We start from the raw sequence: 21,415 nt of genomic DNA, 5'->3' as shown, positions 1-21,415 counted from the left end.
TGATCATGCGAAATTTTATATGGATATTTTTCCTTTCTGTTTCTTTAGTGGCAGAGGGACAAAATATAGGAGACCTGTTCAAATCAATGCCGTCGGAACTCCTTCCGGGAGTATCGGAAGGCAATAAGACCATGCTGTTGGTCGATTCAGGCAAAACAACCGTTCCTTACGCACTGGGTGAAATAAAAAAACTGGAGCAAAGCAGCGATTATCTGAAGATAAAAACATCAGATGCAGGTACCACCCAATTAAAAATGCTACCGGTTGCGAAGGATTCTTCGATTGTATGTATAATCAAGACCGTTTGTGCAGAAGCATGTGATAGTCATATCTCTTTCTATACAACGGAATGGAAAAAAATAGAGAACAATAGTTTCCTACCGGAACTCACCAAAGAAATTTTCTTCGATTCTTCCAAAAAAGAGATGAAAAATTATAAATATGCAGTATCTTTGCACCACATTTACCCGATCTCGGCAGAGTTCAATGAAAGCGGTAGTGATTTAATGCTGACATTCAACTACAAAGCACTTTTGACAGACGGCCAGATCGCAGAGATAAAGCCTTTTCTGAAAAGTGACACCGTTACATTTAAATGGGAAAACGCTGTATTCAGGCAATAATAAGGCAATCCTGCACCCGTAGTTCAATGGATAGAATATCGGATTCCGGTTCCGACGATGTGGGTTCGATTCCCGCCGGGTGTACTAACACAAAAGACAGTTAATTGATTATAAATTAATTGGCTTTTTATTTTTCTTCATTTGCCTGACATTTGCGCAACATCTATTCATAATGTCCATTTTTGGGCTATATTCTCCCGTATCACTATCAATTCAAAACATGTTATAAAACATATACGGGATAATCCCGCATTTACCCATTATTTTGGGGATTATAATGTCCGTGATAAGTACATTTAGATTTTTTCCATTTTGGGCGAAAACTACATCAGTATATATTTACTGCAAACGAAACGTTCCTTTCGCTGGGTCAGGCCTCAATCAGTTCCTGACCTACCTGCTTCACGACATTTATAATTTCCTTCTCCCGTTCTTTTGAAGGCTTTTTATTTCCGCTTATATAAGCAGCTAAAAGGCTTTGTTTCATCCCCAAGCGCCGGGCAATCGCCGACACATTCAGTTCGGGATGTTTGCGGAAAATCCTTGCAACTCCTACAGGTTCCGGATCATCGTAGAGAAAGCTGTCCAACGACATATCTTCGTCCACATCTTCCCAACGTATGCCGGAGTTGTCTATTTCGTAATTCTGCCGTTGTTCCGGGCTTGCATTCAGCAACCGCGGGTACCATAACAGCGATTGCCACAGTTCTCTTCCGTCATCAGTAAGGATGAAAATTTTTTCACCGTCAAACCATAATTTTTTAACTTTCATAGCAATACTTGTTTTAATCCGGATTTCTAGGGATTATTCCCCGAAAACCCTTTTCCATTCCTTAATAAAATTCTCCTTGTTCTCTTCGAGAATACTTTCGGCAAGTTTCACATCTTTTGGTTTCAGTCCGTTATTGTATACTAACCGGAGATCCTCTTCAATTTCAAATTTTGCCTCACCATCACTACTCTTTACGTGAATATGAATAGGCTCATGATCACGTGTGTAGAAATAGAATCTTAATCCGAATAATATTAAAAGCGTTGGCATAACTATTATATTTTCACACCACAAAGATAGGTTATAAAATTATAACCTGCAAATATTTTGTGAATCATTTTACATGAAATCCTTAGTTCTTACTATAATTTTATTCTCACCTTTTTAATTTTCGAGCTGTTGTGGGGCGCCAAAGAAAACGACAGATAAGATTTAAACAACTTTAATCATAAAGACACATAATTTTTGCAGACCTAAATTCCACACCGGAATGGAATTGAGAATAACTGGCTATATCAAAATGTACATACATTTGTACAGACATACAAAATTAAAAAGATGAAGATAATAACTACAAGAGAAATAGTCAGGGAAACAAAAACATATTTCGAACTGGCAGAAAAAGAACGGATTGCCGTCAAGAGAGGAAGAAAATATGTGAATCTGATTGTCACGGATGACCCTGACACAAAGTTTGTCAGTGAGGATTGGATCAATGAATTTATGAGTATTCCCGCAGAATATAGAATAAATCCTTTCGATGTCAGCCCGTCGGGTGATTTGTTTTTCGCTGATAAGCGGAATATTGAAAAGATTGAAAAAGATTGCAGGATATACTGAAACAGACAGGCAAAGGCTTTTGGCAGATGCAAGTATTATCCGAAACAAGCTGAAAATAAACGCTGCCATAGAGAATGCAAAAACAATTCTTGCACTACAAAAGGAATACGGTTCCTTTGAGAAATGGTTAGATCACCATCACCCAAAAACAAAGGACAAATGGGTGAAGTTGTTCAAAAAAACATTGCTCTTTATAGGAGACGAAATTGTAAACGAATTATTATTTAATGCCCGTGAGCGGCTTCGTGTGCCGCAATGCCTTCGGCTTGTGTCTGGTGAACGGTACCGTGAGGGTGCTCTCCCGGGGCATAAATCGAGTAAACCTTTAATGGCTCATCTGAGTCGTTCACCAGGTTATGCCATTTTCCGGCAGGGATGAATATGGCAAAATCATGCTCCACCCGGGCTTCAAAGTCGAGGTTATCCTCCGTGTCTCCCATCATCATGATTCCCGTGCCGGCTTCCACACGCAGGAATTGATCGATATCGGGATGCATTTCCAATCCAATATCTCCTCCCGCGGGGATGCTCATCACGGTCATCTGCATATATTTTCCCGTCCAGATAGCCGTACGGTATGTTTCATTCCGGGTAGTGTACTCCTCGATATCAAACACGAATGGCTCCGGCCCGAAATCTTTGAATTCTACCTGAGCCGTTGTTTCAGGGGTTGTTTCCGCTGCCTGCCCTTGATCTGTTGTTCCCGTGCAATCGGCCAAGAATAAAAGCGGAATAAAAGCGGTAAGTAAAATTTCTTTTTTCATTGAGTTTAATTTTTAATGGTTGATATTCAGCTGTTTTTGCAAATATACGAAGAAAAACGTTACGAGGAGCTCTTTCCTGGAAATCACCTAATCACTCCCTGATAAGCTGGTTCCGGTCAAGGATCTTAACCATACGCCCTTCCAATTGAATAATCCCGTCCTCCTCCATCTCTTTCAGGGATCGGGCAAGCGACTGGCGCTGTACCCCGAAATACTCCGCCAACTCGGTACGCGAACGTTTCAGCGTGAGCGTACCGTCCTCCGCGGTGGTCATCTCCAGAAAGTAGGTAGCCAGTTTCTTCCTCAGGCTTTTTAACGAGATCATCTGCAATTTGTTGGTAAGGAAAAGGGTAAAGTCGGCATTCATCGTGAGAAAGTTGGTCAACAGCTGTTTATTGTTGGCCATCTCATCCAGCCATGCTTCCTTCGAGATCTTCAGGAAGATGGCGGCCTCCACCGCGATCACATCTACCGGATAGTTGTTTTTTACTCCGTAGATAAACGAGGGGGTTAACGGGATGACCGCCTCCATGATATCGATATCCAACACGTTCCCTTCCATGGTGATCATCTCCGTCCGTACGCTGCCTTGTACCAATAGCATCACGAACTGGATGGGATCTCCCTGGCGAACAACCGTCTCCCCTTTCTTGTAGGTGAGTATCTCCCGCACGTTCCTATCCAGGAACTCGTCGTGCTCTCGCTGGGTCATCCCGCGGAAAAGGGGGCAGTACGATAACTCCTGATCGTGCCGGTGGGAATGATGGTGCTCTACATCCACGTTATCCATGGGAAAATTAAGTCTCTCCAAAAGATGATAGAGGTGGTCGTGAGAATGACTCTGGGCAGGATACTTTGCTGTCTGAATTTGCTCTTCCATAGGGGAGGATGTTTTTACTCTTTATTGATTTCAACCCGGCAATCGCCAACACGTTAAATTATCCAAAAAAAAAGCGCTATGTCGCTTGGGTGACATAATAAGCAGCGGCCGGTAGATAGCTTTGCAATACAAATTAAAGGAAAATCACGAACAATTAAAAATAAAAAGTATGAAGACAAGAAATTACATGTTATCAACAAAATCACTAAAGTCGTTCTTTGTTTTATCACTTATCGCGATGGTCTCTGTCCTGAGTATCCAACCCGTATCGGCCCATTGCGATTCATTCGACGGCCCAGCCTTGATAGACGCCGCCAAGGCGTTGGAGACAAATAACGTGGAGCTGATTAAGAAATGGATCCTGGCAGAAGACGAGGCCGTGGTAGTCCCGCTGTTTCACAAAACATACAGCCTGAAAAATGGCGATGCCGAGGTATATGAAATCGTGAAGACGCACTTCTATGAAACATTCATCCGTCTGCACCGCGAGATGGAGGGGGCTACTTTCACCGGGCTAAAACCGGCCGGGACTACCGCACACATCACTGTGATGAGCGATAAGGCGCTGGAAACCGGGGATTTTAGCGGGCTGCTAACAGCACTTAATAGGCATGTGAACCGGCAATTAACGGAAAAATACGAAAAAGCAGCTGCCTTATACCGAGTGAAGGATCGTTCCGTGGAAGAAGGGCGCCAGTACGTGGCTGCTTATGTGGACTATACACATGCCGTGGAAGCGGTACATGATATCTTAGAAGCTGGGGGGCACCACCATCATTAATTTTCATTCCTTTGGAATACAACGCGAAAAAACCGATGCTCGTGAACGAGTCATCGGTTTTTTGTAGCTTAGCAATAACCTTGTGGTGTTAATAACTAAAAAAAATCACGTTAAATAAATCAAATTTGATCTCATTTTTCAAATTCAACCGTATATTTGTAAGTGAATATTTACTTACATATAGTGTGATTTGAATATTACTATTTTCATTCGTTCATCCTAATGAGGATTCGGAAGGATAATAAAAGAGTAAAGATATGATAGAAAGAAAAGCAAGTTCTCTAATTCCGGGATAATGGTGAAAACGTTATTAACGCTAACCGACGACTGGCTGTTTAATTCGCTTTACTTGTTACCTCCGGTGTTTTGAAACACTACATAAATACGTGCTGCAAAACTATGAGTAATAGAGGATTCTTGAAGATAAATTTTTAAACGCTAAATAAAAGAATGATGCTAATAAAGATGGATATTAAACCAAGGCAACTTGAGATTATTGAAGTAGCCGGAAAACTACTCACGAATTCCGGTATAAACGGCTTGACCATAAAGAACCTGGCCAATGAAATGAATTTCTCCGAAGGGGCCATTTACCGGCACTTCAAAAATAAGGAGGAAATTATACTTACCCTGCTCCGTTACTTGCATGAGAATGTGCAAAGAATCATCGGAGAGATCCCTAAAAGCGGTGATTTCGAGAAAGATTTCACCTCCCTCTTTGACAGACTAGCATGCTATTTTAAAGAGAATCCTCATTACGTGGTCGCGGTATTCTCTGAAGGGTTAATGGATGAAAGTGTCCGGGTGAGTGAGAAAATCATGCTGTTGATAGGCACGTTGATGAAGCAAGTGCAATCGGTTATTAAAGAGGCACAGGAGCAGCAAATAATCACGGGTTCCCTCGCGTCTGAACAAATCGCACAAATAATTATCCCCTCTTTCAGGCATCAAATGTTCAAATGGAAAATGTCAAACTTTAAATCGGACATTGAACAAGACGTTGCATCCTTAACGCACACGTTTATAAAACTTTTGAAGGGAACTCGCTAAAGACGGAGTTGATTAGCGTTTGATCGAGCTCGAGTTATTGATAATTGACAACGCCGAACATAATTTGGACGGATTCGTCACCGGAGAAAAGATAAAGTTATAAAAATAAATCACTGCAATAAATGATTGTAAGTATGAGACTAAAAACATTTTTGTTACTCGCAGGGATGATCTGGATGCTTAGTACGGTCGCGGTGGGGCAGATCGTCACGCTGGATGAAATACAGCAGAAAGCGGAAGCCAATTACCCTGCCATTGCCCGGTACGGCATCATCGAGAAAACAATGAACTACAGCATCGTGAATGCCAACAAAGCGTATCTTCCGCAAGGAATCCTGAGCGCGCAGGCTACATGGCAATCCAATGTGCCCCATATTGATCTGGATTTCCCGGAAGGAATGCCGCCCCTCGAAATACCGGTACCCGATCAGGATCAATACCGTGTCATCGCCGAGCTGAACCAACTCATCTGGGACGGGGGCAATATTTCTGCCGGTAAAAAGAGCCTGCAAGCTCACGCGGAACTAGAGAGGCAGCAACTGGAGACGGAAATCTACGCCTTGCGGGAACGGGTAAATAACCTCTATTTCGGCATTCTGCTGATGAATGAAAACCTGCAGCAACAGGCTATACTGGAGAATGAATTGCAACGCAACTACCACAACGTGCTCGCCTATATACAGAACGGGGTGGCCAACGAGGCCGATCTGAGCGCGGTAAAGGTAGAGCAACTGAAAGCAGGACAGAAACGTATTCAGTTGGAATCAACGCTTGAAGCGTATATTCGTATGTTGTCGGTTCTGGCAGGAGAATCACTCGACCGAAGCATGGTTTTCGTGAAACCGACTCCCGATGACGGGTTGATTTCTCCCGTGATTAATCGTCCCGAATTGAAGATGTTTAACGCACAGGAGGCAGCGGTTGAAACACAAAAATTGCTGTTGAAGGCAAGAAGTATGCCGAAACTGGGTGTCTTCGCGCAGGGTGGCTACGGGAAACCTGGACTCAACATGTTCGACAATGATTTTTCTCCTTACTTCTTAGGGGGGATACGCCTTTCGTGGAACTTTGGGAATTTATACACGCTGGGCAACGATAGAAAGAAAATCGACCTTCAAAAGCAGTCGGTGGACATACAAAGAGAAACGTTCCTGCACAACTTGTCCGTCCAGATACCGCAACAGCAGGCAGAGATTGAACGGTATAAAAAGACGATGCAGGACGACGACGAGATTATCCGCCACCAGACATTGATACGCGAAGCAGCCGAGGTGAAGGTAGAGAATGGTACCTTAACCGTCTCCGACCTGATGAAGGAAATCAATGCCGAAGAAGCAGCCAAGCAAGCCAAAACGCTACATGAAATTCAATACCTTATGGCAGTCTACGCGCTCAAACACACCACGAATCAACCCTGAAAGAAAATTAAATAAAGAATAGAAATAAAAAATCGTATGAAGACAAATCGTTACCTGTCACTGACAATTATGGCATTATCGTCCCTGTTCCTTCTTTCTTGTAGCAATGGCGACGAGGATTACGACGCCACCGGATCGTTTGAAGCCATGGAAGTCATCGTATCGTCACAAGCAACCGGTCGCGTACTGGAGTTGAATGTGAACGAGGGAGAACAGTTACAAGCGGGTCAGGTAGTAGGCCGGATAGATAGTACCCAGCTCTATCTTCAGAAGATGAGCCTTCTCGCCAATGCGAAGGGGATTCGTGCCCAGCAACCCGACATCCGGAAGCAGACTGCGGCTATCCAAGAACAGATAAAAACTCTGGAACGGGAGAAAGTCCGTGTTGAACGATTGATTGCCGCCAATGCCGGAAACCGGAAACAGTTGGATGATATCGAGTCGCAAATGGAAGTGCTCCGGAGCCAACTCTCGGCACAAACGTCCACCCTCCGGAAAAGTAGTGAGAATATATCTGCACAGAGCTCGACCCTCGATATCCAGGTGGCTCAACTGGACGACCAACTGGAGAAAACACGGATCAGTTCTCCCATCTCCGGCACGGTGTTAAACCGATACGCGGAGGCTGGTGAACTGGCTACCATGGGGACTCCCCTTTTTAAAATTGCCGATATCCGTACCCTGTTCTTAAGGGCTTACGTGACCAATGATCAACTTGCACGGATCAGGCTGAACGATGAAGTGACCGTGCGGATAGACGATGGAGAAGGAGGGATGAGGTCGTATAACGGCCGGGTAAGTTGGATATCCGATAAATCGGAATTTACCCCCAAAACCATCCGGACAAAAAATGAACGGGCCAACCTGGTGTATGCACTAAAAATTGCCGTTCCGAATGATGGTTTTCTTAAGATTGGCATGTATGGTGAAGTAAAGTTCCCAAGGTATGATTGAAGTAAATAAACTGTATAAAAGTTATGGGAAACAGGGTAAAATCAATGCCCTGAATGGTATCTCTTTCACGGTGGATGAGGGGGAGATATTCGGCGTGATCGGCCCGGACGGGGCCGGTAAATCGTCGCTCTTCCGGATCATGGCTTCGCTCCTCCTGCCCGATAGCGGCACGGCAATTATGAACGGGTATGATGCGGTAAAGGATTACCGGAAGGTACGGCAGATCATTGGCTACATGCCGGGGCGGTTTTCGCTCTATCAGGATTTGAGCGTGGAAGAAAACCTGACGTTTTTCGCTACCCTCTTCAATACCACCATCGAAGAGAATTACCACCTGATCAAGGATATTTACCAGCAGATAGAACCATTCAAAAAACGTCGTGCCGGTGCCCTTTCCGGTGGAATGAAACAAAAGCTGGCACTGAGTTGCGCGTTGATCCATAAACCGGAGATACTAATTCTGGATGAACCAACCACCGGGGTGGATCCCGTCTCACGAAAGGAGTTCTGGGACATGCTGGGACGGCTGAAAGAACAGGGAATCATCATTCTGGTTTCCACGGCCTATATGGATGAAGCGAGTCGATGCGATCGAATCGCGTTAATACGGGAGGGAGAGTTTATCGCTACCGACACACCCCGGGCGATCATCGACAACTACCGGGAGATATTATGGTCGGTGGAAGGTACCCGCATGTCGGCCCTGTTGACAGCTTTGCGCGGCTACCCCGAAGTCAAGACCAGTTTCGCCTTTGGAGATAAGCACCATATCACCGTGGATGAATCCTTTCAACCCGATGCGTTGAGGTATTTCCTGGCGAATAAAGGGTTCCATGATGTGCGTGTAGAACTCGCCAAACCCACCGTGGAAGATTGCTTTATGGCAATGTGAGGGAGGTACGGTGTGGAACGTGAAAGCGAACTAAAAAGATATCATCATGAACAAAGTAATAGAAGTGTCGGGCTTGACCAAGAAGTTCGGCAATTTCACAGCCGTGGATCACATCACTTTTGATGTGACGGAGGGAGAGATTTTCGGGTTTTTGGGTGCCAATGGTGCCGGTAAAACCACCGCCATGCAGATGCTGTGCGGCATTAGTATGCCTACGGCCGGGGAAGGAACCGTGGCAGGCTACGATATCATTAAACAGAATGAGTCTATCAAACGGAATATCGGATACATGAGCCAGAAATTCTCGTTGTACGAGGACTTGAAAGTTTGGGAGAACATCCGCCTGTTTGCCGGTATTTACGGTCTCAGCGACAAAATAATTGCAGAAAAGACGGATACACTGTTGAAACGATTGGATTTTGAACGGGAGCGCAACACGCTGGTGAAATACCTCCCGCTCGGGTGGAAACAGAAGCTGGCCTTCTCGGTAGCCATCTTTCATGAACCTAAAATTGTCTTTCTGGATGAACCTACCGGCGGCGTGGATCCGGCCATGCGAAGACAATTCTGGGAGATGATTTACGAGGCGGCCGACCAAGGAATCACTGTTTTTGTGACCACGCACTATATGGACGAAGCGGAATACTGCAACCGGGTATCCATCATGGTGGACGGGCGTATCGACGCGCTCGACTCACCGGCGGCGCTGCGCCATCAATTCAAGGCTGACTCCATGGATGAAGTATTCCGCCAACTGGCACGTAAAGCAGAAAGGGGGGACTAATGAAGCAATTTCTCGCGTTTGTAAATAAAGAGTTCTATCATATCATCCGGGATAACAGAACGTTACTCGTGATACTGGGGATACCCGTGGTACAGATACTGTTATTTGGCTTCGCCATCAACATGGAAGTACAGGATATTCGTGTGGCAGTGTATGATCCTACTCCTGATGCTTTCACGACCGGTATCGCGGAGCGTATACAACAGAACGCCTACTTCACCTATCTGGGGAACGTGCATTCCATGAACGAGATGGAGGAATTGATGCGAAAAGGGAAACTCGAACTGGCCGTGGTGTTTCAACAAAACTTTCAGGAAAACCTGGTTCACTCGGGTGATGCGGCCGTCCAGTTACTCTCTAACAGTTCTGATCCCAACCGGGGATCCATCGCGGTAACCTACGCTACCGCGATCATTACAGGGTATCAACAGGAACAAATGGGCATTGGGCGGATACCTTTTCAGATTCAAACCGAAAACCGGATGATTTATAATCCCCTCATGAAATCATCCTACATGTTTGTACCCGGTATCATGGGACTGGTGCTGATGATTATTTGTACCATCATGACATCGGTTTCCATTATTCGGGAAAAGGAGTGTGGTACCATGGAAGTACTCCTCGCATCGCCGCTGAAACAGGGAGCCATGGTTTTTGCCAAGACTATTCCCTACATGTTCATATCCATTATTAACCTGATTATTATTCTCCTGCTGAGTTATTTCGTGCTGGAAGTGCCTGTCAATGGCAGTCTGCTGTTGCTCTTATTGATCTCTGTCATCTACATTTTGCTGACATTGTCATATGGGCTGACCGTCTCCACGATAGTAGATAAACAGATCAACGCGGTCATCGTTTCGGCTATCACGGCAATGATTCCCGTGCTGATGCTCTCGGGAATGATCTTTCCCGTCGACAGCATGCCCCGGGTGTTGCAAGCACTATCTACCATAGTGCCTGCCCGATGGTTTATCGCGGCTGTGCGAAAAGTGATGATTGAAGGACAGGGTTTTATCATGGTTTGGAAAGAGGTACTCGTGATGATCGGAATGACCTTTTTTTTACTGGGAATCACCATTATGAACACCAAGAAAAGATTGGAGTAACTGTTGAACGTTTCGAGGGTGCAAAGCGAAAGGTTCAAAATTCAAAGTTAAATGCTGATAGTTGAAAGATATGAAGATTTTGAAATTCTTAATAGAAAAGGAGTTTAAACAGATGTTCAGGAATCCGCTGATTCCAAGGTTGATCGTGCTGTTTCCCACCATGATGTTGCTGGTCTTCCCATGGGCGGTAAGTTTTGAAATAAAAAACATCAAAATTGACGTGGTGGATCACAGTAAAAGCGTCTACTCCAAAAGGCTGACGGATAAAATCGCCGCTTCACACTACTTTATCCTGAACGATACCCCACCCGATTACCGGACAGCCATGATAAATATGGAGCATGGCGAAACAGATATGATCCTGGAGATTCCCTCTTCGTTCGACGTGGATCTGGTAAAGAACAGGGCATCCGGCGTGGGTATGGCAGTCAATTCGGTCAACGGTACGCAGGGGCTGTTGGGCAGTAACTACATCATGCAGATTGTGAACGATTTTTCGTCGGAACTGCGCGGTGAACTGATGCACACACTACCCGCACAATCCAGAGCTGCCATAATGCGGATGCCCCGGATAAACATTGTTCCACAATACAAATTTAACCCCGCGTTGGACTATAAGAGTTTTATGATCCCCGGTTTCATGGTGCTGTTGCTTACCATTATATGCGGTATTTTGCCCGCGTTGAACATCGTGATGGAGAAAGAGAACGGTACCATCAACCAGATCAATGTCACCCCGGTAAACAGGATCGGTTTTATTCTGGCCAAACTGATCCCTTTCTGGGTTGTCGGCCTGGTTGTAATGATTATCTCCGTCTCGGTAGCATACCTGATATACGGCCTTTGGCCTGCCGGAAGTGTCGTGGCAGTGCTTTTTTCTGCCATTGTCTTTATCTTCTCCATATCGGGACTGGGAATTATCATCTCAAATTATTCCGAAAGTATGCAGCAGGCAAGCTTTCTGGTGATGTTCTTTATCCTGATCCTGATTCTGCTGGGAGGTATGTTCACACCCGTCTCAAGTATGCCGGGCTGGGCACAAGCAATTGCATCCATCAACCCGTTTAACTACCTGACAAAGACCTTCCGCATGCTTTACCTGAACGGCAGCACATTGGCTGATGTCTCCGGGAACCTGTTGATGCTGGGACTCTTTTCGGTCATGTTGAATGGGTGGGCAGTAGTTAGTTACAAAAAGAGAGGATGATTCTGATGTGATTATTTGCTGATAACTGTCAGCTAAATAAAAATGAAATGAGTCCCTTTTACCTGCATGGCGGTCGATGTACGTAATTTAAATCTTCTAAAAAAGAGTTCGAGTTTACTTCTTCCTGATACACTAAAGATCGCTGTAAATCAATTGATTTATAGCGATTTTACTTTTATAGGACAACAAAACAACAAATTAGGAAAAAAACAGGAAGGGGAAGAAAAATTAATATCTTTGTCAAAAAATTTATCATGGAAACTTTTCCTGAGAATATCGCCCATTTTACACATGGGATGGCATTCATGTTTTTTATTTTTGTCGGCGCCCATTTGTATTGGCAGCAAAACAAGAGCCGGCTGCTCTGGTTTTTATTCTATGAGGTGATTTTCTTTGCGTTTATAGAAATGAAAGATATGGTGTATCTTATCGAAGGCGTATGGTACACCGATTATCTCACACGCATACTCCTAAGCCTTGATATGTGGATTATTCCATTCACCATGCTGTTTCTGTTCGAATTAATGTCGCCCGGCTGGATAACAGTGCGCCGTACATTTACTTTGATTACTCCGTCCATTATCCTATCGCTTTTACTGATTTTTATCCCTTCAGATACGCTGTTCCATTGGGTAACTGCATACAGCCTTCTACTCGGCGTCATTGCCCTGCTGGTGGTTTTTATGGCTTCGGCACGGTACGACAATTATGTGAAGAAAAACTTTTCTTATACGAAAGGGTTAAGCGTTTCATGGGTGCGGACCACCATTGTTATTCTGTTTTTATACCTTGCCTTGTGGTTTTTTATCCTGCAATACGAAAATTGGTGGGGAGACGCACTTTATTACCTGGTAACTATCGCAGTATGGGGTTTTATCTATTTTTACACCTTGCAACATGCCGTTATAGAAATGCCCGATATACTCTATCGTTTCCGGAAAGAAGAGGTAGCAAGCAAAGAATCTGAGGAAAACGATTGTCCTTACCAGTTTGCCGAAACCTTGAAACAAGCGATGGAAAAAGATAAACTCTATCTCAATCCGAAGTTAAACATAACCGATGTCGCATCGGCCATCAGTACAAACCGGACATATCTTTCCAACTATTTGAATAAACATTTAGATACTACATTTTATGATTATGTAAATGCTTTCCGCGTCGAAATGGCATGTGAACTACTTGTAAACGAAAGAAAACAGACAATCGAACAAATAGCCGAAGAGTGTGGTTTTAATTCACTCTCTACTTTCAGCCGGTCTTTTTCCAAAATAAAACGGTGTAATCCTTCAGAGTATAGAAACCATCATCAGTAGTATTTTAATTCTCCGAAAAACACCAAATTATATTCCCGGAAAATTAAAATAATCTGACCTTTTCGAACATAATAATACTTTCATCAAACATCAACCCACTACAAGAACAGATGGATAGGGTCTAATAATAAATAGTTCATTTCACTGTTTTTTGTTGTATTGACTTGTTTTTTGTTGTACTGACACGCACTTATTTCCTACCGTTCACTATTTTCGCAGGCAAGTTAACTGTTAAAAATTATGAGTGGAAATCAACACCAAACTCAACAGCAACAAAAGCAGGAACTAAAACAACATACCCAACATGTTGAGGTAAAAAGTTACCAATGTCCTAACTGCGGCATGGCGCATACTGCTGCCGATAAGTTCTGTCCCGAATGTGGAATGAATCTGAAAGCAAACGCCTGTGTGCGCTGCGGAGCGGCTACGGAAGCCAATTGGGAAATTTGTCCCCATTGCGGGCAAAACCTGCATGCTGAACTCTGTTCATTCTGCGGAGCTAAAACAAGCAGCAATGATATGTTTTGCCCGGAATGCGGTAATCCTAAAACAGGCATCATGTGCCCGGGCTGTCAAACGCTCAATTTCCGCAGTTTTTGCCGTAAATGCAATACACCGCTCAATGCTTTGGCTCAGGAGGCGTTGCAACAGATACGGCAAAAACCCGAATTGAAGAAAGCGCTCGCCATTGCCGAAGAACTTGCCGTACTCGAAGACTTCCTTCTTTCCCAAACCGGAGAAGAGGCAACGTCGACAGAAATACCGGAACTTTCGGATGAAAACCGCGAATTTGTAAACCAATACAAAGAATTACTGGCCGTTTTTCGCGGACAAAAGTACGAGGAAAGAACGGAAACCCCGAAATTGCCGGTGACGGAACCAAAACCACGAAAAACTTTCTCTCTCAACATACCAGGCAAAGAAGAGGCGTGGGCACAATACAAGGCAAAATTGGAGGAAATGAAAAAAATACTCAACTCTCTGATCCCCGACCCCGGGATGACACCGCAAATGCAACGTGACTATTATACCGCTGTAAAAATAGAAATCATCACAAAAACAAAAGTGAAAGTCGGCTGGAAATGCAATGCTTACGGTTGTGTACACGAGAAACCCAATGATTGTGCGGAACCGTTTAAGGGCGGGACATGGATTTTTGAAGATAGGGATACCAGTGTCTGGGTAAGGCAAGAGATTTGAATCCACTATTTCGTGAAGCGACCGAAACCAGTTATTGCGGTAAAAGTATAAAAGAATATATCATTCAACAGTGATGAGCGATATCGAAAAAACAATCAGACCAGCTGACAATGCAGCAGATAAGACCATGCGTCCCAAAATAAGCACTGAAAAAACAATAAGAGGCGGCGGAACCGGTGTGGAAAAAACAACAAGGGCTGCAGATAAAACCACACGGGGAGAAACAAGCGTGGATAAAACCATACGGGGTACGGTAACAGCGGAAAAAACCATGCGCCCTGAAAGGCAGGAAGAGATCGACAAAGTCGTCCGCCAGATCGAACGGCAAACCGAACAAACCGGTTTTTTGCTGAACAACATCAATTATAGTGTGGTCGATTCCCTTTCCGAAGGTACGGGCGAAGCCGACGTTTACCTTGTAGAAGACGGCAAGAACCAATTTGCCCTCAAACTCTACAAAACCGATATTGAGCCGGATAAGGATATCATAGAAATTGTCCGTCAAAATTCAGGTAATCCTTCCCTGACTTTTCTTGTGGACACGCTTCATCATGGGTTTTGGACAAATCCAAAGACCGGACAACAACACTATTACGAATTAATGGTATATTGTAGAGGTGGCTCGCTCAACCAGATTACCATCAGCCACAATTCAGAAGGTGAACGGCTTTTGAGCGAAATCGCGATTAAGTGCGCTGCCTGCCTCAATTTCCTTCATTCAAAGCAGGTTATCCACCGCGATGTAAAACCGGCCAATTTCTTTTTCCAAAAAGAGGAGAACAAGGTAGAAGACCTTTCGCTTGCCGATTTCGGTATCGCTATCCGGTGCGACAAAAACGGCGAAGCCAAAGTAAAGATCCAGATGCGTACCAAAATCTACGCCGCCCCCGAATATTATGTGATCATCGATAGAATCACCATTACCAAAAGTATGGACTTCTATTCGCTGGGTATGATGCTGCTCGTGCTTTGGGAAGGTGGTGAAGAAAGATACCGTGCGCCCGGAGAACGTGTCTTATGGACATTGAAACAGAACAACAAACTCCCCTACCCGCAGGATATGCCGCCGCGCCTGTTGCAACTTGTCAAAGCTTTAACCATTGCCGATCCCGAAAAGCGCGCGGGTTTTAAAGAAGTCGTAAACTGGGCGAAAGGCGAAGATATATACAACGAGGAAAACATCCTCTTCAATATTGTCTATAACGCTTCAAAAAAGCAGATTGCGAAATCGCGTGAGGAGTTGGTGAAATTCATGCTTGAAGACCAGAAACTGGCAACCACCTATTTATACAGGGGACAAATTTCAGCGTGGCTCAAAGAGATAAACTTTACGGAACTGTCGAATCCGGTTGACGAGATTACCGATAACCAATTCCCCAAAAACAAGGAAGCCGGTTTTTGGGCAGCCTGCTACTTTCTCGACCCGAGCCTGAAATATGTCGATATCAACAACCGGGCCATAGAAGAAAACGAAGAGATAGCAGCCACACTCAAGGAAAATTTCGACTATTACAGTCAGGCCCTGGCGGATAAGAACGACAAGCTCTTCATTTATCTCAACACCACAGGACGCGGGGAAGTGAACAAACTGGTTCCGCTGTTTAAAAAAGGCAAAGACAACCGCGATGCAATGCTCCGGCTTATCTATGCGCTCGATCCTTCTTTGCCCTGGACAATTGCCTGTGAAGGCGGAGAAACAGTTGAATGCCACACCATCAATGATATCCTTCACCTCACGTACAGAGACCTTACCGATATGGATTTCACTATCAGCGACCAATCAAATGAAGATTTATTAACGGAAAGCTTTCTTACATGGATAGGTACACGAGACAAGGCGCTGGAAGGAAAAATCCGCTCGATCAAGGGACATGACGAAAATATTTGGATAGTGCTCTATAATCTTAACCCGAAAGTATCCTACAATTTTGTACTCGACGAAAATGCCGATAACTATTTTTTTACTGCGGCAGAAATAGGCGACTACATGAATATGCATTTGGATGAATATATCCAGCATGAAGATAATGACTCATATGCAAGCGGACAACTGGATATAATGCTGGATATTGACGATACGCGACTTTATCATTACTTCAAATCGAAAGGGGGCGTTTACGACGATAAAATCGACTGGATAAAATATTGTGCCGATATCGAGTCAAAAGAGAACACGAACAAAGCCGGCCCGTATGACTGGAAAATAGCTATTTACAAAGCTATCGCAGGACTTGGCTACGATCCTTTCTACTATTTCCCGAAAAATGATAAATATGTATTTACACTCAACGAGTTGGAACAAATTCCGAAAAAGGAAATAAAGGAAGAATTGGAAAAAGGTTATTTGGAGGCATGGCTGACGATTTTCTTCCAGGAAGACCCTCACCGCGACCTTTCGCCCCAATTCGCCTATGAAGAGGCTACCGACCAGTACATGACTCTGTTGGAAAAATTAGATAAGAACCACGAAGATGTAGAAAATTACCGTATCGCAACAAACCAACTCGAAGAGAGCGTGAACAGCTTAAATCGGAAATACAGGTTTAACCTGCTCTCGAAAACCATTGTGGGTACCCTTACTTTTATCGCGTCGGCTATAGTGATTTACGGCCTGTTGACCCTGGATGTTCCCCGGGACAGGGATTTCCATTCCTCATGGATATATATCGTGGCTGCGATGGCGGGCATCAGCGCCACGGTATATGCCATGTATGATATAAGCCACGATCTCGGTTGTCTGGGATGTCTGCTGATAGGAGCGCTTTTCGCAGTTGCCACATATTTCGGGCTGCTTTTCCTCGCGCCTTATCTGGTTTATCTCGCTTCCGCGCTATTGGTTACAATGCTGGTTTTTATGGTGATTCGTATTGTGAAATCACCTGCCAGCAAACGAACAAACAGGGATTTATTCGATCCGTCCCCTGAAGAGCGCATTGTGGAACCATTGAATTTTGCTTTCAATGCCGGGGAAGGTGAATATTTCAAATCTTCTATCGAAGACCGGGTATCCGATTTAACCTGTGATATCGGGGAAAATACAAAAACATTCTACCGGAAACTGATCGTTCCCTGGGTCTCCATTATCGTGCTGGGAGTGATTGCTTTCGGCTTTGTTTCCATTTCAGGCATAGCAGCTACCAAAAAATTCGCAAAACAACAACAATACACCGTTTTACAGGGAGAATGGAAAGGAACGTTCGACCAACGCGAAGCGACTTTTATCATTTCCAAGGTGGAAAAAGAAACGGCAGAGGCCTCTATCAGCGTAAAGTACCGGGAGATGATCTCCGAAAGTTTAAAAGGCACCATCAATATGGCAGACAAGACTTTTCATTTCGACGATGTGCACTCCAACAACGGGAATCTCGATGGCGAATACAACGGAAAATTCAACGATGATTTCACGGAGTTTTCAGGAACTTATCAAAACTATACAACCAAAAAACAGGTAGATTTCATTTTTGTCAAGTAAATTAAAACTATGGATTGTCCGAAATGCAATAAAACCAATCGTGATAAAGCTGTTTTCTGTAAATATTGCGGTGAAAACGTCATTATAAAATCAAATGCCCCCTTACAGGATTTAGTAGGAATGGAGCAGGTAAAGAACCGTTTGAATGATCTGGTGAAAATCTGTGAGATGTTGGCGCTAAGGGCAAAAAAAACAGGTGTAAAAATCCGTCCCGGTATGGATATGGTCATCACCGGCAATACCGGAACCGGAAAAACCAAACTGATAGGAGTCATTCAATCGCTGCTTCACTCTACAGGAATCATCAAAAATCCAAAAGCGGAAATGATAGATGCAGTGGATTATGAAAACTTTTCGAAGGAAGATAAATGGGATGAAAATATCGCTAAGGCCAAAGGAGGCTTATTGGTAATTGAAAACGCACAGAAACTTGTTCCGCAAAGAGAGTCCGATGATATTAACAAACTCGACAAACTCTTCAAATGCATGAACGGCGAATGGAACAACGACCCCATTGTTATCCTTTCGGGATTAACGGGATTAAACGCTTTTATGCGTGCAAACGCCGACATAGCAAGCCGTTTCGAATATCATTTTGAACTGGCCAATTGCAGTGCTTCGGAACTTTGTGACATCTGCACCACCACACTGAAAAACACCTATAAATTAGAACCCGGCGATGATGCCCGAGCCAAACTCGAACGCGTTTTCAAGTACGCTTTCCGCAATCAGCATGAGGATTTCCTGTTTGGCAATAACGGCCATTTTGCCGTAAAAAAAGCCGAACAGATATGGCAAAAGGCTATACAACGCGACTTTAACGCAACGACTTTCGAAGCAGATGATATCACAGGCAAAGAGTTCAAGGAAAAAACCTACGATGATATCATGGCTGAACTCGATGAGTTTGTAGGCATTGACGAGATAAAAACCACCGTACAGAAAATTATCAATAAGATAAACGATGAACATGAACTGAAAGGCAGCAACGCCAAACGTGAAATAGCAGACCATTTCCTCTTTCTGGGTAATCCGGGAACCGGTAAAACCACCATCGCGCGCATCTTTGCCGATATTTTGGCTTCCATCGAGGCGCTGCCAAGCGGCCATCTGGTAGAGGTCGCCGCAAAAGACCTGATCGCAGGATACGTCGGCCAAACCGCGCAAGCTACCGCCGATGCGGTAGACAAGGCAATGGGAGGGGTGTTGTTCATTGACGAAGCGTATGATTTGGCGGGAAATGATTTCGGAAAAGACGCTATTAATACGCTTCTGAAATTGATGGAAGACAACCGGGGAAAATTCGTCTGCATAGCGGCAGGTTATACCAAAGAAATGGCGGATTTCCTGGGTACCAATTCAGGCTTGGGATCCCGGTTCAACGAAACAGTCAATTTCCGCGACTATAAACCGGAGGAATTGAGTGAAATATTCCGTCGCATGGCAAAAAAAGAGGGACTGACCCTTGACGAAGAGGCCGATAAGCATCTTCAGAATTATTTCAAAAAGATCTATATCGCCCGCGACAAAAATAACTTCGGCAATGCCCGGGAAGTGCTGAACACACTTAAAAAGGCTATCGGTAACCGGAGTTTGCGGTTGCAGAAACTTCGTTCCACGACCGGAATAACGCGGGATATACTTTCGGTGCTTACCCGTGCCGATATCGAAGGCGAAGAGAACATAAAAGAAAAAGACCTCAACGCCATATTTGCCGAACTCGACGAATTCATCGGTATGGACAGCGTCAAACGCGAGATATTTGATTTGGCTAACAAACTGGAATTTAACCGGCGGAAAATGGAGAAGGGCCTGGGTGATGCCAAACTGACCAACCTTCATATCGCGCTCACGGGTAATCCCGGAACAGGAAAAACCACTATTGCCAATAAACTCGGAGAAATTTTTAAAGCCATCGGTTTGCTGCCTTCTTCGAAAGTGGTAGTAAAAAAACCCGAAGACCTGCAAAGTTCCATCGTCAACGAAACGGGGACAAAGACCAACAAGGCCTGCGATGAAGCCATGGGTGGAGTTCTTTTGATTGACGAAGCGTATGGCCTTGCCGACAGGCAGGGATACACGGACGGCACACGAAAAGAGGCTGTGGAAACCCTTATGACACGCATGAGCGAAGATGCGGGAAAATTTGTGGTGATTGTCGCAGGTTACCGTAACGAGATAGAACAGTTTATCCGCAATGCGAATCCCGGTCTGGAACGGCGTTTTACCGCCAAGCTTCACATAGAGGATTACACGCCCGGCCAGCTCGTCGAAATATTCATGCTGAACGCGAAGAAGAACAGGGATATTCTGACGGACGAGGCAATCATCGTTTTGAAAAAATTGGTTGTACAAATGGTCGACGCTAAGCGTGAGAACTTTGGAAACGCGGGTGAAATGGTGAAACTGCTGGAACAAGCCGATACACGCAGGGCCAACAGGCTTATGGCAAGAGAAGATAACGGCGAAATCCTTCCCGATGAAGCATACCATATTTTTGAGGCGGAAGATATTCCTTACGATCCACCGAAAGCCCTCAATGAAGAGGATATTTTCCGCGAACTCAATCAACTGATCGGGCTGAATAACGTGAAACAGGAGATAAAAGAAATAGCCGATTATATCAAAGTGGAACGGAAAAAAGCGGAAGATCTGGGTAAAAAATTCCAGGGAGTCGCCGACCATTATCTTTTTGTGGGCAATCCGGGAACGGGTAAAACAACCGTTGCCCGAATTATGGCCGATATATTCCATGCATTGGACGTGCTGCCAACCAACAAATTGGTGGAGGTGAAGCGCGAAGACCTGGTGATCGGCTATGTAGGCCAGACAGCGCCGAACACAAAAGAAAAAGTAAAAAGTGCCATTGGCGGCGTGTTTTTCATTGACGAAGCCTATTCCCTCAAAAGTGAGGGCAGCGGTGATTTCGGACAGGAAGCCACCAACACTCTCTTACCGCTGATGCTCGATTACAAAGGAAAAATGGTATTCATCGCCGCCGGCTATCCACGTGAAATACAACAATGGATCAACACCAACAGCGGATTGGAAAGCCGTTTCACAAAAACCATCCGTTTTGAGGATTATACAGGCGAAGAGATGACCCGGATATTCCTGATGAAAGCCTCCAAAGACCAACTTCACCTCACACCCGAGGCCGAAACAGTGATGAAGGACTACTTTAACAATCTATATGAAAACAGGAGCCGCAACTTTGCCAATGCCCGTGAAGTCGGAAATTATTTCGACCGTGTAAAGAGAAGGCAAAGCAGCCGCCTTGAGAAACGGATGTATGAGCCCGGTTTTGACAAAAATGAATATAAAGAATTGAGAGTGGAAGACTTCCCCACCCCCTGACT

General features: G+C 44.5%; 18 protein-coding genes, 1 tRNA gene and 1 pseudogene. 16 read left to right on the top strand and 4 right to left on the bottom strand.

All coding sequences use genetic code 11. The features are described from left to right. Window positions 1-5: 5 nt before the first annotated feature. The gene (locus tag PSM36_RS07435; RefSeq protein WP_161947557.1) at window positions 6-623 is read left to right on the top strand and encodes a DUF3256 family protein; all 618 of its coding nucleotides are present in this window, start codon (window positions 6-8) and stop codon (window positions 621-623) included. Between the two features lie 12 nt (window positions 624-635). Continuing rightward, a tRNA-Arg gene (locus PSM36_RS07430) sits at window positions 636-707 on the top strand. A 286-nt stretch (window positions 708-993) separates the two neighbouring features. On the opposite strand, the gene PSM36_RS07425 is transcribed toward PSM36_RS07430, so the two are convergent. After that, window positions 994-1,395 carry a DUF2442 domain-containing protein gene (locus PSM36_RS07425; protein WP_076930322.1) on the bottom strand — a complete coding sequence of 134 codons (402 nt, stop codon included), beginning with the start codon at window positions 1,393-1,395 and terminating at the stop codon, window positions 994-996. Window positions 1,396-1,428: 33 nt separating this feature from the next. After that, a complete protein-coding gene (locus tag PSM36_RS07420; RefSeq protein WP_076930320.1) occupies window positions 1,429-1,665 on the bottom strand; it encodes a DUF4160 domain-containing protein in 237 nt (78 codons plus the stop codon). Between the two features lie 288 nt (window positions 1,666-1,953). Between PSM36_RS07420 and PSM36_RS17330 the strand changes: the two genes are divergently transcribed. Beyond that, window positions 1,954-2,235 carry a hypothetical protein gene (locus tag PSM36_RS17330; protein ID WP_076930319.1) on the top strand — a complete coding sequence of 94 codons (282 nt, stop codon included), beginning with the start codon at window positions 1,954-1,956 and terminating at the stop codon, window positions 2,233-2,235. Continuing rightward, a pseudogene (locus PSM36_RS17735) lies at window positions 2,156-2,320 on the top strand (DNA-3-methyladenine glycosylase I); the annotation flags it as partial. The gene PSM36_RS17330 and the pseudogene PSM36_RS17735, both read left to right, overlap by 80 nt. Before the next feature lie 139 nt (window positions 2,321-2,459). On the opposite strand, the gene PSM36_RS07405 reads toward PSM36_RS17735, so the two are convergent. Beyond that, window positions 2,460-2,999, bottom strand: a complete 540-nt coding sequence (locus PSM36_RS07405) for a cupin domain-containing protein (protein WP_076930317.1) — start codon at window positions 2,997-2,999, stop codon at window positions 2,460-2,462. Between the two features lie 91 nt (window positions 3,000-3,090). Beyond that, entirely contained in the window at window positions 3,091-3,879 is a 789-nt protein-coding gene (locus PSM36_RS07400) for a Crp/Fnr family transcriptional regulator (RefSeq protein ID WP_232001542.1), read from the bottom strand. A gap of 238 nt (window positions 3,880-4,117) precedes the next feature. On the opposite strand from PSM36_RS07400, the gene PSM36_RS07395 reads away from it, so the two are divergent. From PSM36_RS07395 to PSM36_RS07340, 12 genes are all read left to right on the top strand, one after another. Next, complete coding sequence (locus tag PSM36_RS07395; RefSeq protein ID WP_197684923.1) at window positions 4,118-4,660, top strand: DUF6448 family protein; 543 nt, start codon at window positions 4,118-4,120, stop codon at window positions 4,658-4,660. A 465-nt stretch (window positions 4,661-5,125) separates the two neighbouring features. Beyond that, on the top strand, window positions 5,126-5,710 hold the full coding sequence (locus tag PSM36_RS07390; protein ID WP_076932117.1) for a TetR/AcrR family transcriptional regulator: 585 nt from the start codon (window positions 5,126-5,128) through the stop codon (window positions 5,708-5,710). A 134-nt stretch (window positions 5,711-5,844) separates the two neighbouring features. Then, on the top strand, window positions 5,845-7,128 hold the full coding sequence (locus tag PSM36_RS07385; RefSeq protein WP_232001541.1) for a TolC family protein: 1,284 nt from the start codon (window positions 5,845-5,847) through the stop codon (window positions 7,126-7,128). Between the two features lie 36 nt (window positions 7,129-7,164). Further along, window positions 7,165-8,082 carry an HlyD family secretion protein gene (locus tag PSM36_RS07380; RefSeq protein ID WP_076930311.1) on the top strand — a complete coding sequence of 306 codons (918 nt, stop codon included), beginning with the start codon at window positions 7,165-7,167 and terminating at the stop codon, window positions 8,080-8,082. Continuing rightward, window positions 8,075-8,974, top strand: a complete 900-nt coding sequence (locus PSM36_RS07375; protein WP_076930309.1) for an ABC transporter ATP-binding protein — start codon at window positions 8,075-8,077, stop codon at window positions 8,972-8,974. The genes PSM36_RS07380 and PSM36_RS07375 overlap by 8 nt, the downstream gene beginning before the upstream one ends. A gap of 46 nt (window positions 8,975-9,020) precedes the next feature. After that, window positions 9,021-9,758 carry an ABC transporter ATP-binding protein gene (locus PSM36_RS07370; RefSeq protein WP_076930306.1) on the top strand — a complete coding sequence of 246 codons (738 nt, stop codon included), beginning with the start codon at window positions 9,021-9,023 and terminating at the stop codon, window positions 9,756-9,758. Continuing rightward, the gene (locus tag PSM36_RS07365) at window positions 9,758-10,864 is read left to right on the top strand and encodes an ABC transporter permease (RefSeq protein WP_076930304.1); all 1,107 of its coding nucleotides are present in this window, start codon (window positions 9,758-9,760) and stop codon (window positions 10,862-10,864) included. The genes PSM36_RS07370 and PSM36_RS07365 overlap by 1 nt, the downstream gene beginning before the upstream one ends. Window positions 10,865-10,940: 76 nt before the next feature. Beyond that, window positions 10,941-12,071, top strand: a complete 1,131-nt coding sequence (locus PSM36_RS07360; protein WP_076932116.1) for an ABC transporter permease — start codon at window positions 10,941-10,943, stop codon at window positions 12,069-12,071. A 254-nt stretch (window positions 12,072-12,325) separates the two neighbouring features. Beyond that, the gene (locus PSM36_RS07355) at window positions 12,326-13,384 is read left to right on the top strand and encodes a helix-turn-helix domain-containing protein (RefSeq protein WP_076930302.1); all 1,059 of its coding nucleotides are present in this window, start codon (window positions 12,326-12,328) and stop codon (window positions 13,382-13,384) included. Between the two features lie 240 nt (window positions 13,385-13,624). Beyond that, window positions 13,625-14,584 (top strand): zinc ribbon domain-containing protein, encoded by a 960-nt coding sequence (locus PSM36_RS07350; RefSeq protein WP_083710973.1) that lies wholly within the window; start codon window positions 13,625-13,627, stop codon window positions 14,582-14,584. 73 nt (window positions 14,585-14,657) lie between these two features. Continuing rightward, window positions 14,658-18,056 carry a protein kinase domain-containing protein gene (locus PSM36_RS07345; RefSeq protein WP_076930298.1) on the top strand — a complete coding sequence of 1,133 codons (3,399 nt, stop codon included), beginning with the start codon at window positions 14,658-14,660 and terminating at the stop codon, window positions 18,054-18,056. Between the two features lie 9 nt (window positions 18,057-18,065). Beyond that, window positions 18,066-21,413 carry an AAA family ATPase gene (locus PSM36_RS07340; RefSeq protein WP_076930294.1) on the top strand — a complete coding sequence of 1,116 codons (3,348 nt, stop codon included), beginning with the start codon at window positions 18,066-18,068 and terminating at the stop codon, window positions 21,411-21,413. Window positions 21,414-21,415 lie beyond the last annotated feature (2 nt).

The sequence above is a fragment of the Proteiniphilum saccharofermentans genome (assembly GCF_900095135.1).
GTDB classification, from domain to species: Bacteria; Bacteroidota; Bacteroidia; order Bacteroidales; family Dysgonomonadaceae; genus Proteiniphilum; species Proteiniphilum saccharofermentans.
The sequence above is the reverse complement of the archived record's forward strand: the minus strand, read 5'-3'. Positions and strand labels throughout refer to the sequence as shown.

Bases quoted from the DNA above. Each gene is read 5' to 3' on its own strand.
- PSM36_RS17330 (WP_076930319.1), top strand. From the start codon at position 1,954: ATGAAGATAATAACTACAAGAGAAATAGTCAGGGAAACAAAAACATAT.
- PSM36_RS07365 (WP_076930304.1), top strand. From the start codon at position 9,758: ATGAAGCAATTTCTCGCGTTTGTAAATAAAGAGTTCTATCATATCATC.
- PSM36_RS07405 (WP_076930317.1), bottom strand. From the start codon at position 2,999: ATGAAAAAAGAAATTTTACTTACCGCTTTTATTCCGCTTTTATTCTTG.
- PSM36_RS07400 (WP_232001542.1), bottom strand. From the start codon at position 3,879: ATGGAAGAGCAAATTCAGACAGCAAAGTATCCTGCCCAGAGTCATTCT.
- PSM36_RS07350 (WP_083710973.1), top strand. From the start codon at position 13,625: ATGAGTGGAAATCAACACCAAACTCAACAGCAACAAAAGCAGGAACTA.
- PSM36_RS07355 (WP_076930302.1), top strand. From the start codon at position 12,326: ATGGAAACTTTTCCTGAGAATATCGCCCATTTTACACATGGGATGGCA.
- PSM36_RS07395 (WP_197684923.1), top strand. From the start codon at position 4,118: ATGGTCTCTGTCCTGAGTATCCAACCCGTATCGGCCCATTGCGATTCA.
- PSM36_RS07435 (WP_161947557.1), top strand. From the start codon at position 6: ATGCGAAATTTTATATGGATATTTTTCCTTTCTGTTTCTTTAGTGGCA.
- PSM36_RS07420 (WP_076930320.1), bottom strand. From the start codon at position 1,665: ATGCCAACGCTTTTAATATTATTCGGATTAAGATTCTATTTCTACACA.
- PSM36_RS07380 (WP_076930311.1), top strand. From the start codon at position 7,165: ATGAAGACAAATCGTTACCTGTCACTGACAATTATGGCATTATCGTCC.
- PSM36_RS07340 (WP_076930294.1), top strand. From the start codon at position 18,066: ATGGATTGTCCGAAATGCAATAAAACCAATCGTGATAAAGCTGTTTTC.
- PSM36_RS07370 (WP_076930306.1), top strand. From the start codon at position 9,021: ATGAACAAAGTAATAGAAGTGTCGGGCTTGACCAAGAAGTTCGGCAAT.
- PSM36_RS07425 (WP_076930322.1), bottom strand. From the start codon at position 1,395: ATGAAAGTTAAAAAATTATGGTTTGACGGTGAAAAAATTTTCATCCTT.
- PSM36_RS07345 (WP_076930298.1), top strand. From the start codon at position 14,658: ATGAGCGATATCGAAAAAACAATCAGACCAGCTGACAATGCAGCAGAT.
- PSM36_RS07385 (WP_232001541.1), top strand. From the start codon at position 5,845: ATGAGACTAAAAACATTTTTGTTACTCGCAGGGATGATCTGGATGCTT.
- PSM36_RS07375 (WP_076930309.1), top strand. From the start codon at position 8,075: ATGATTGAAGTAAATAAACTGTATAAAAGTTATGGGAAACAGGGTAAA.
- PSM36_RS07390 (WP_076932117.1), top strand. From the start codon at position 5,126: ATGGATATTAAACCAAGGCAACTTGAGATTATTGAAGTAGCCGGAAAA.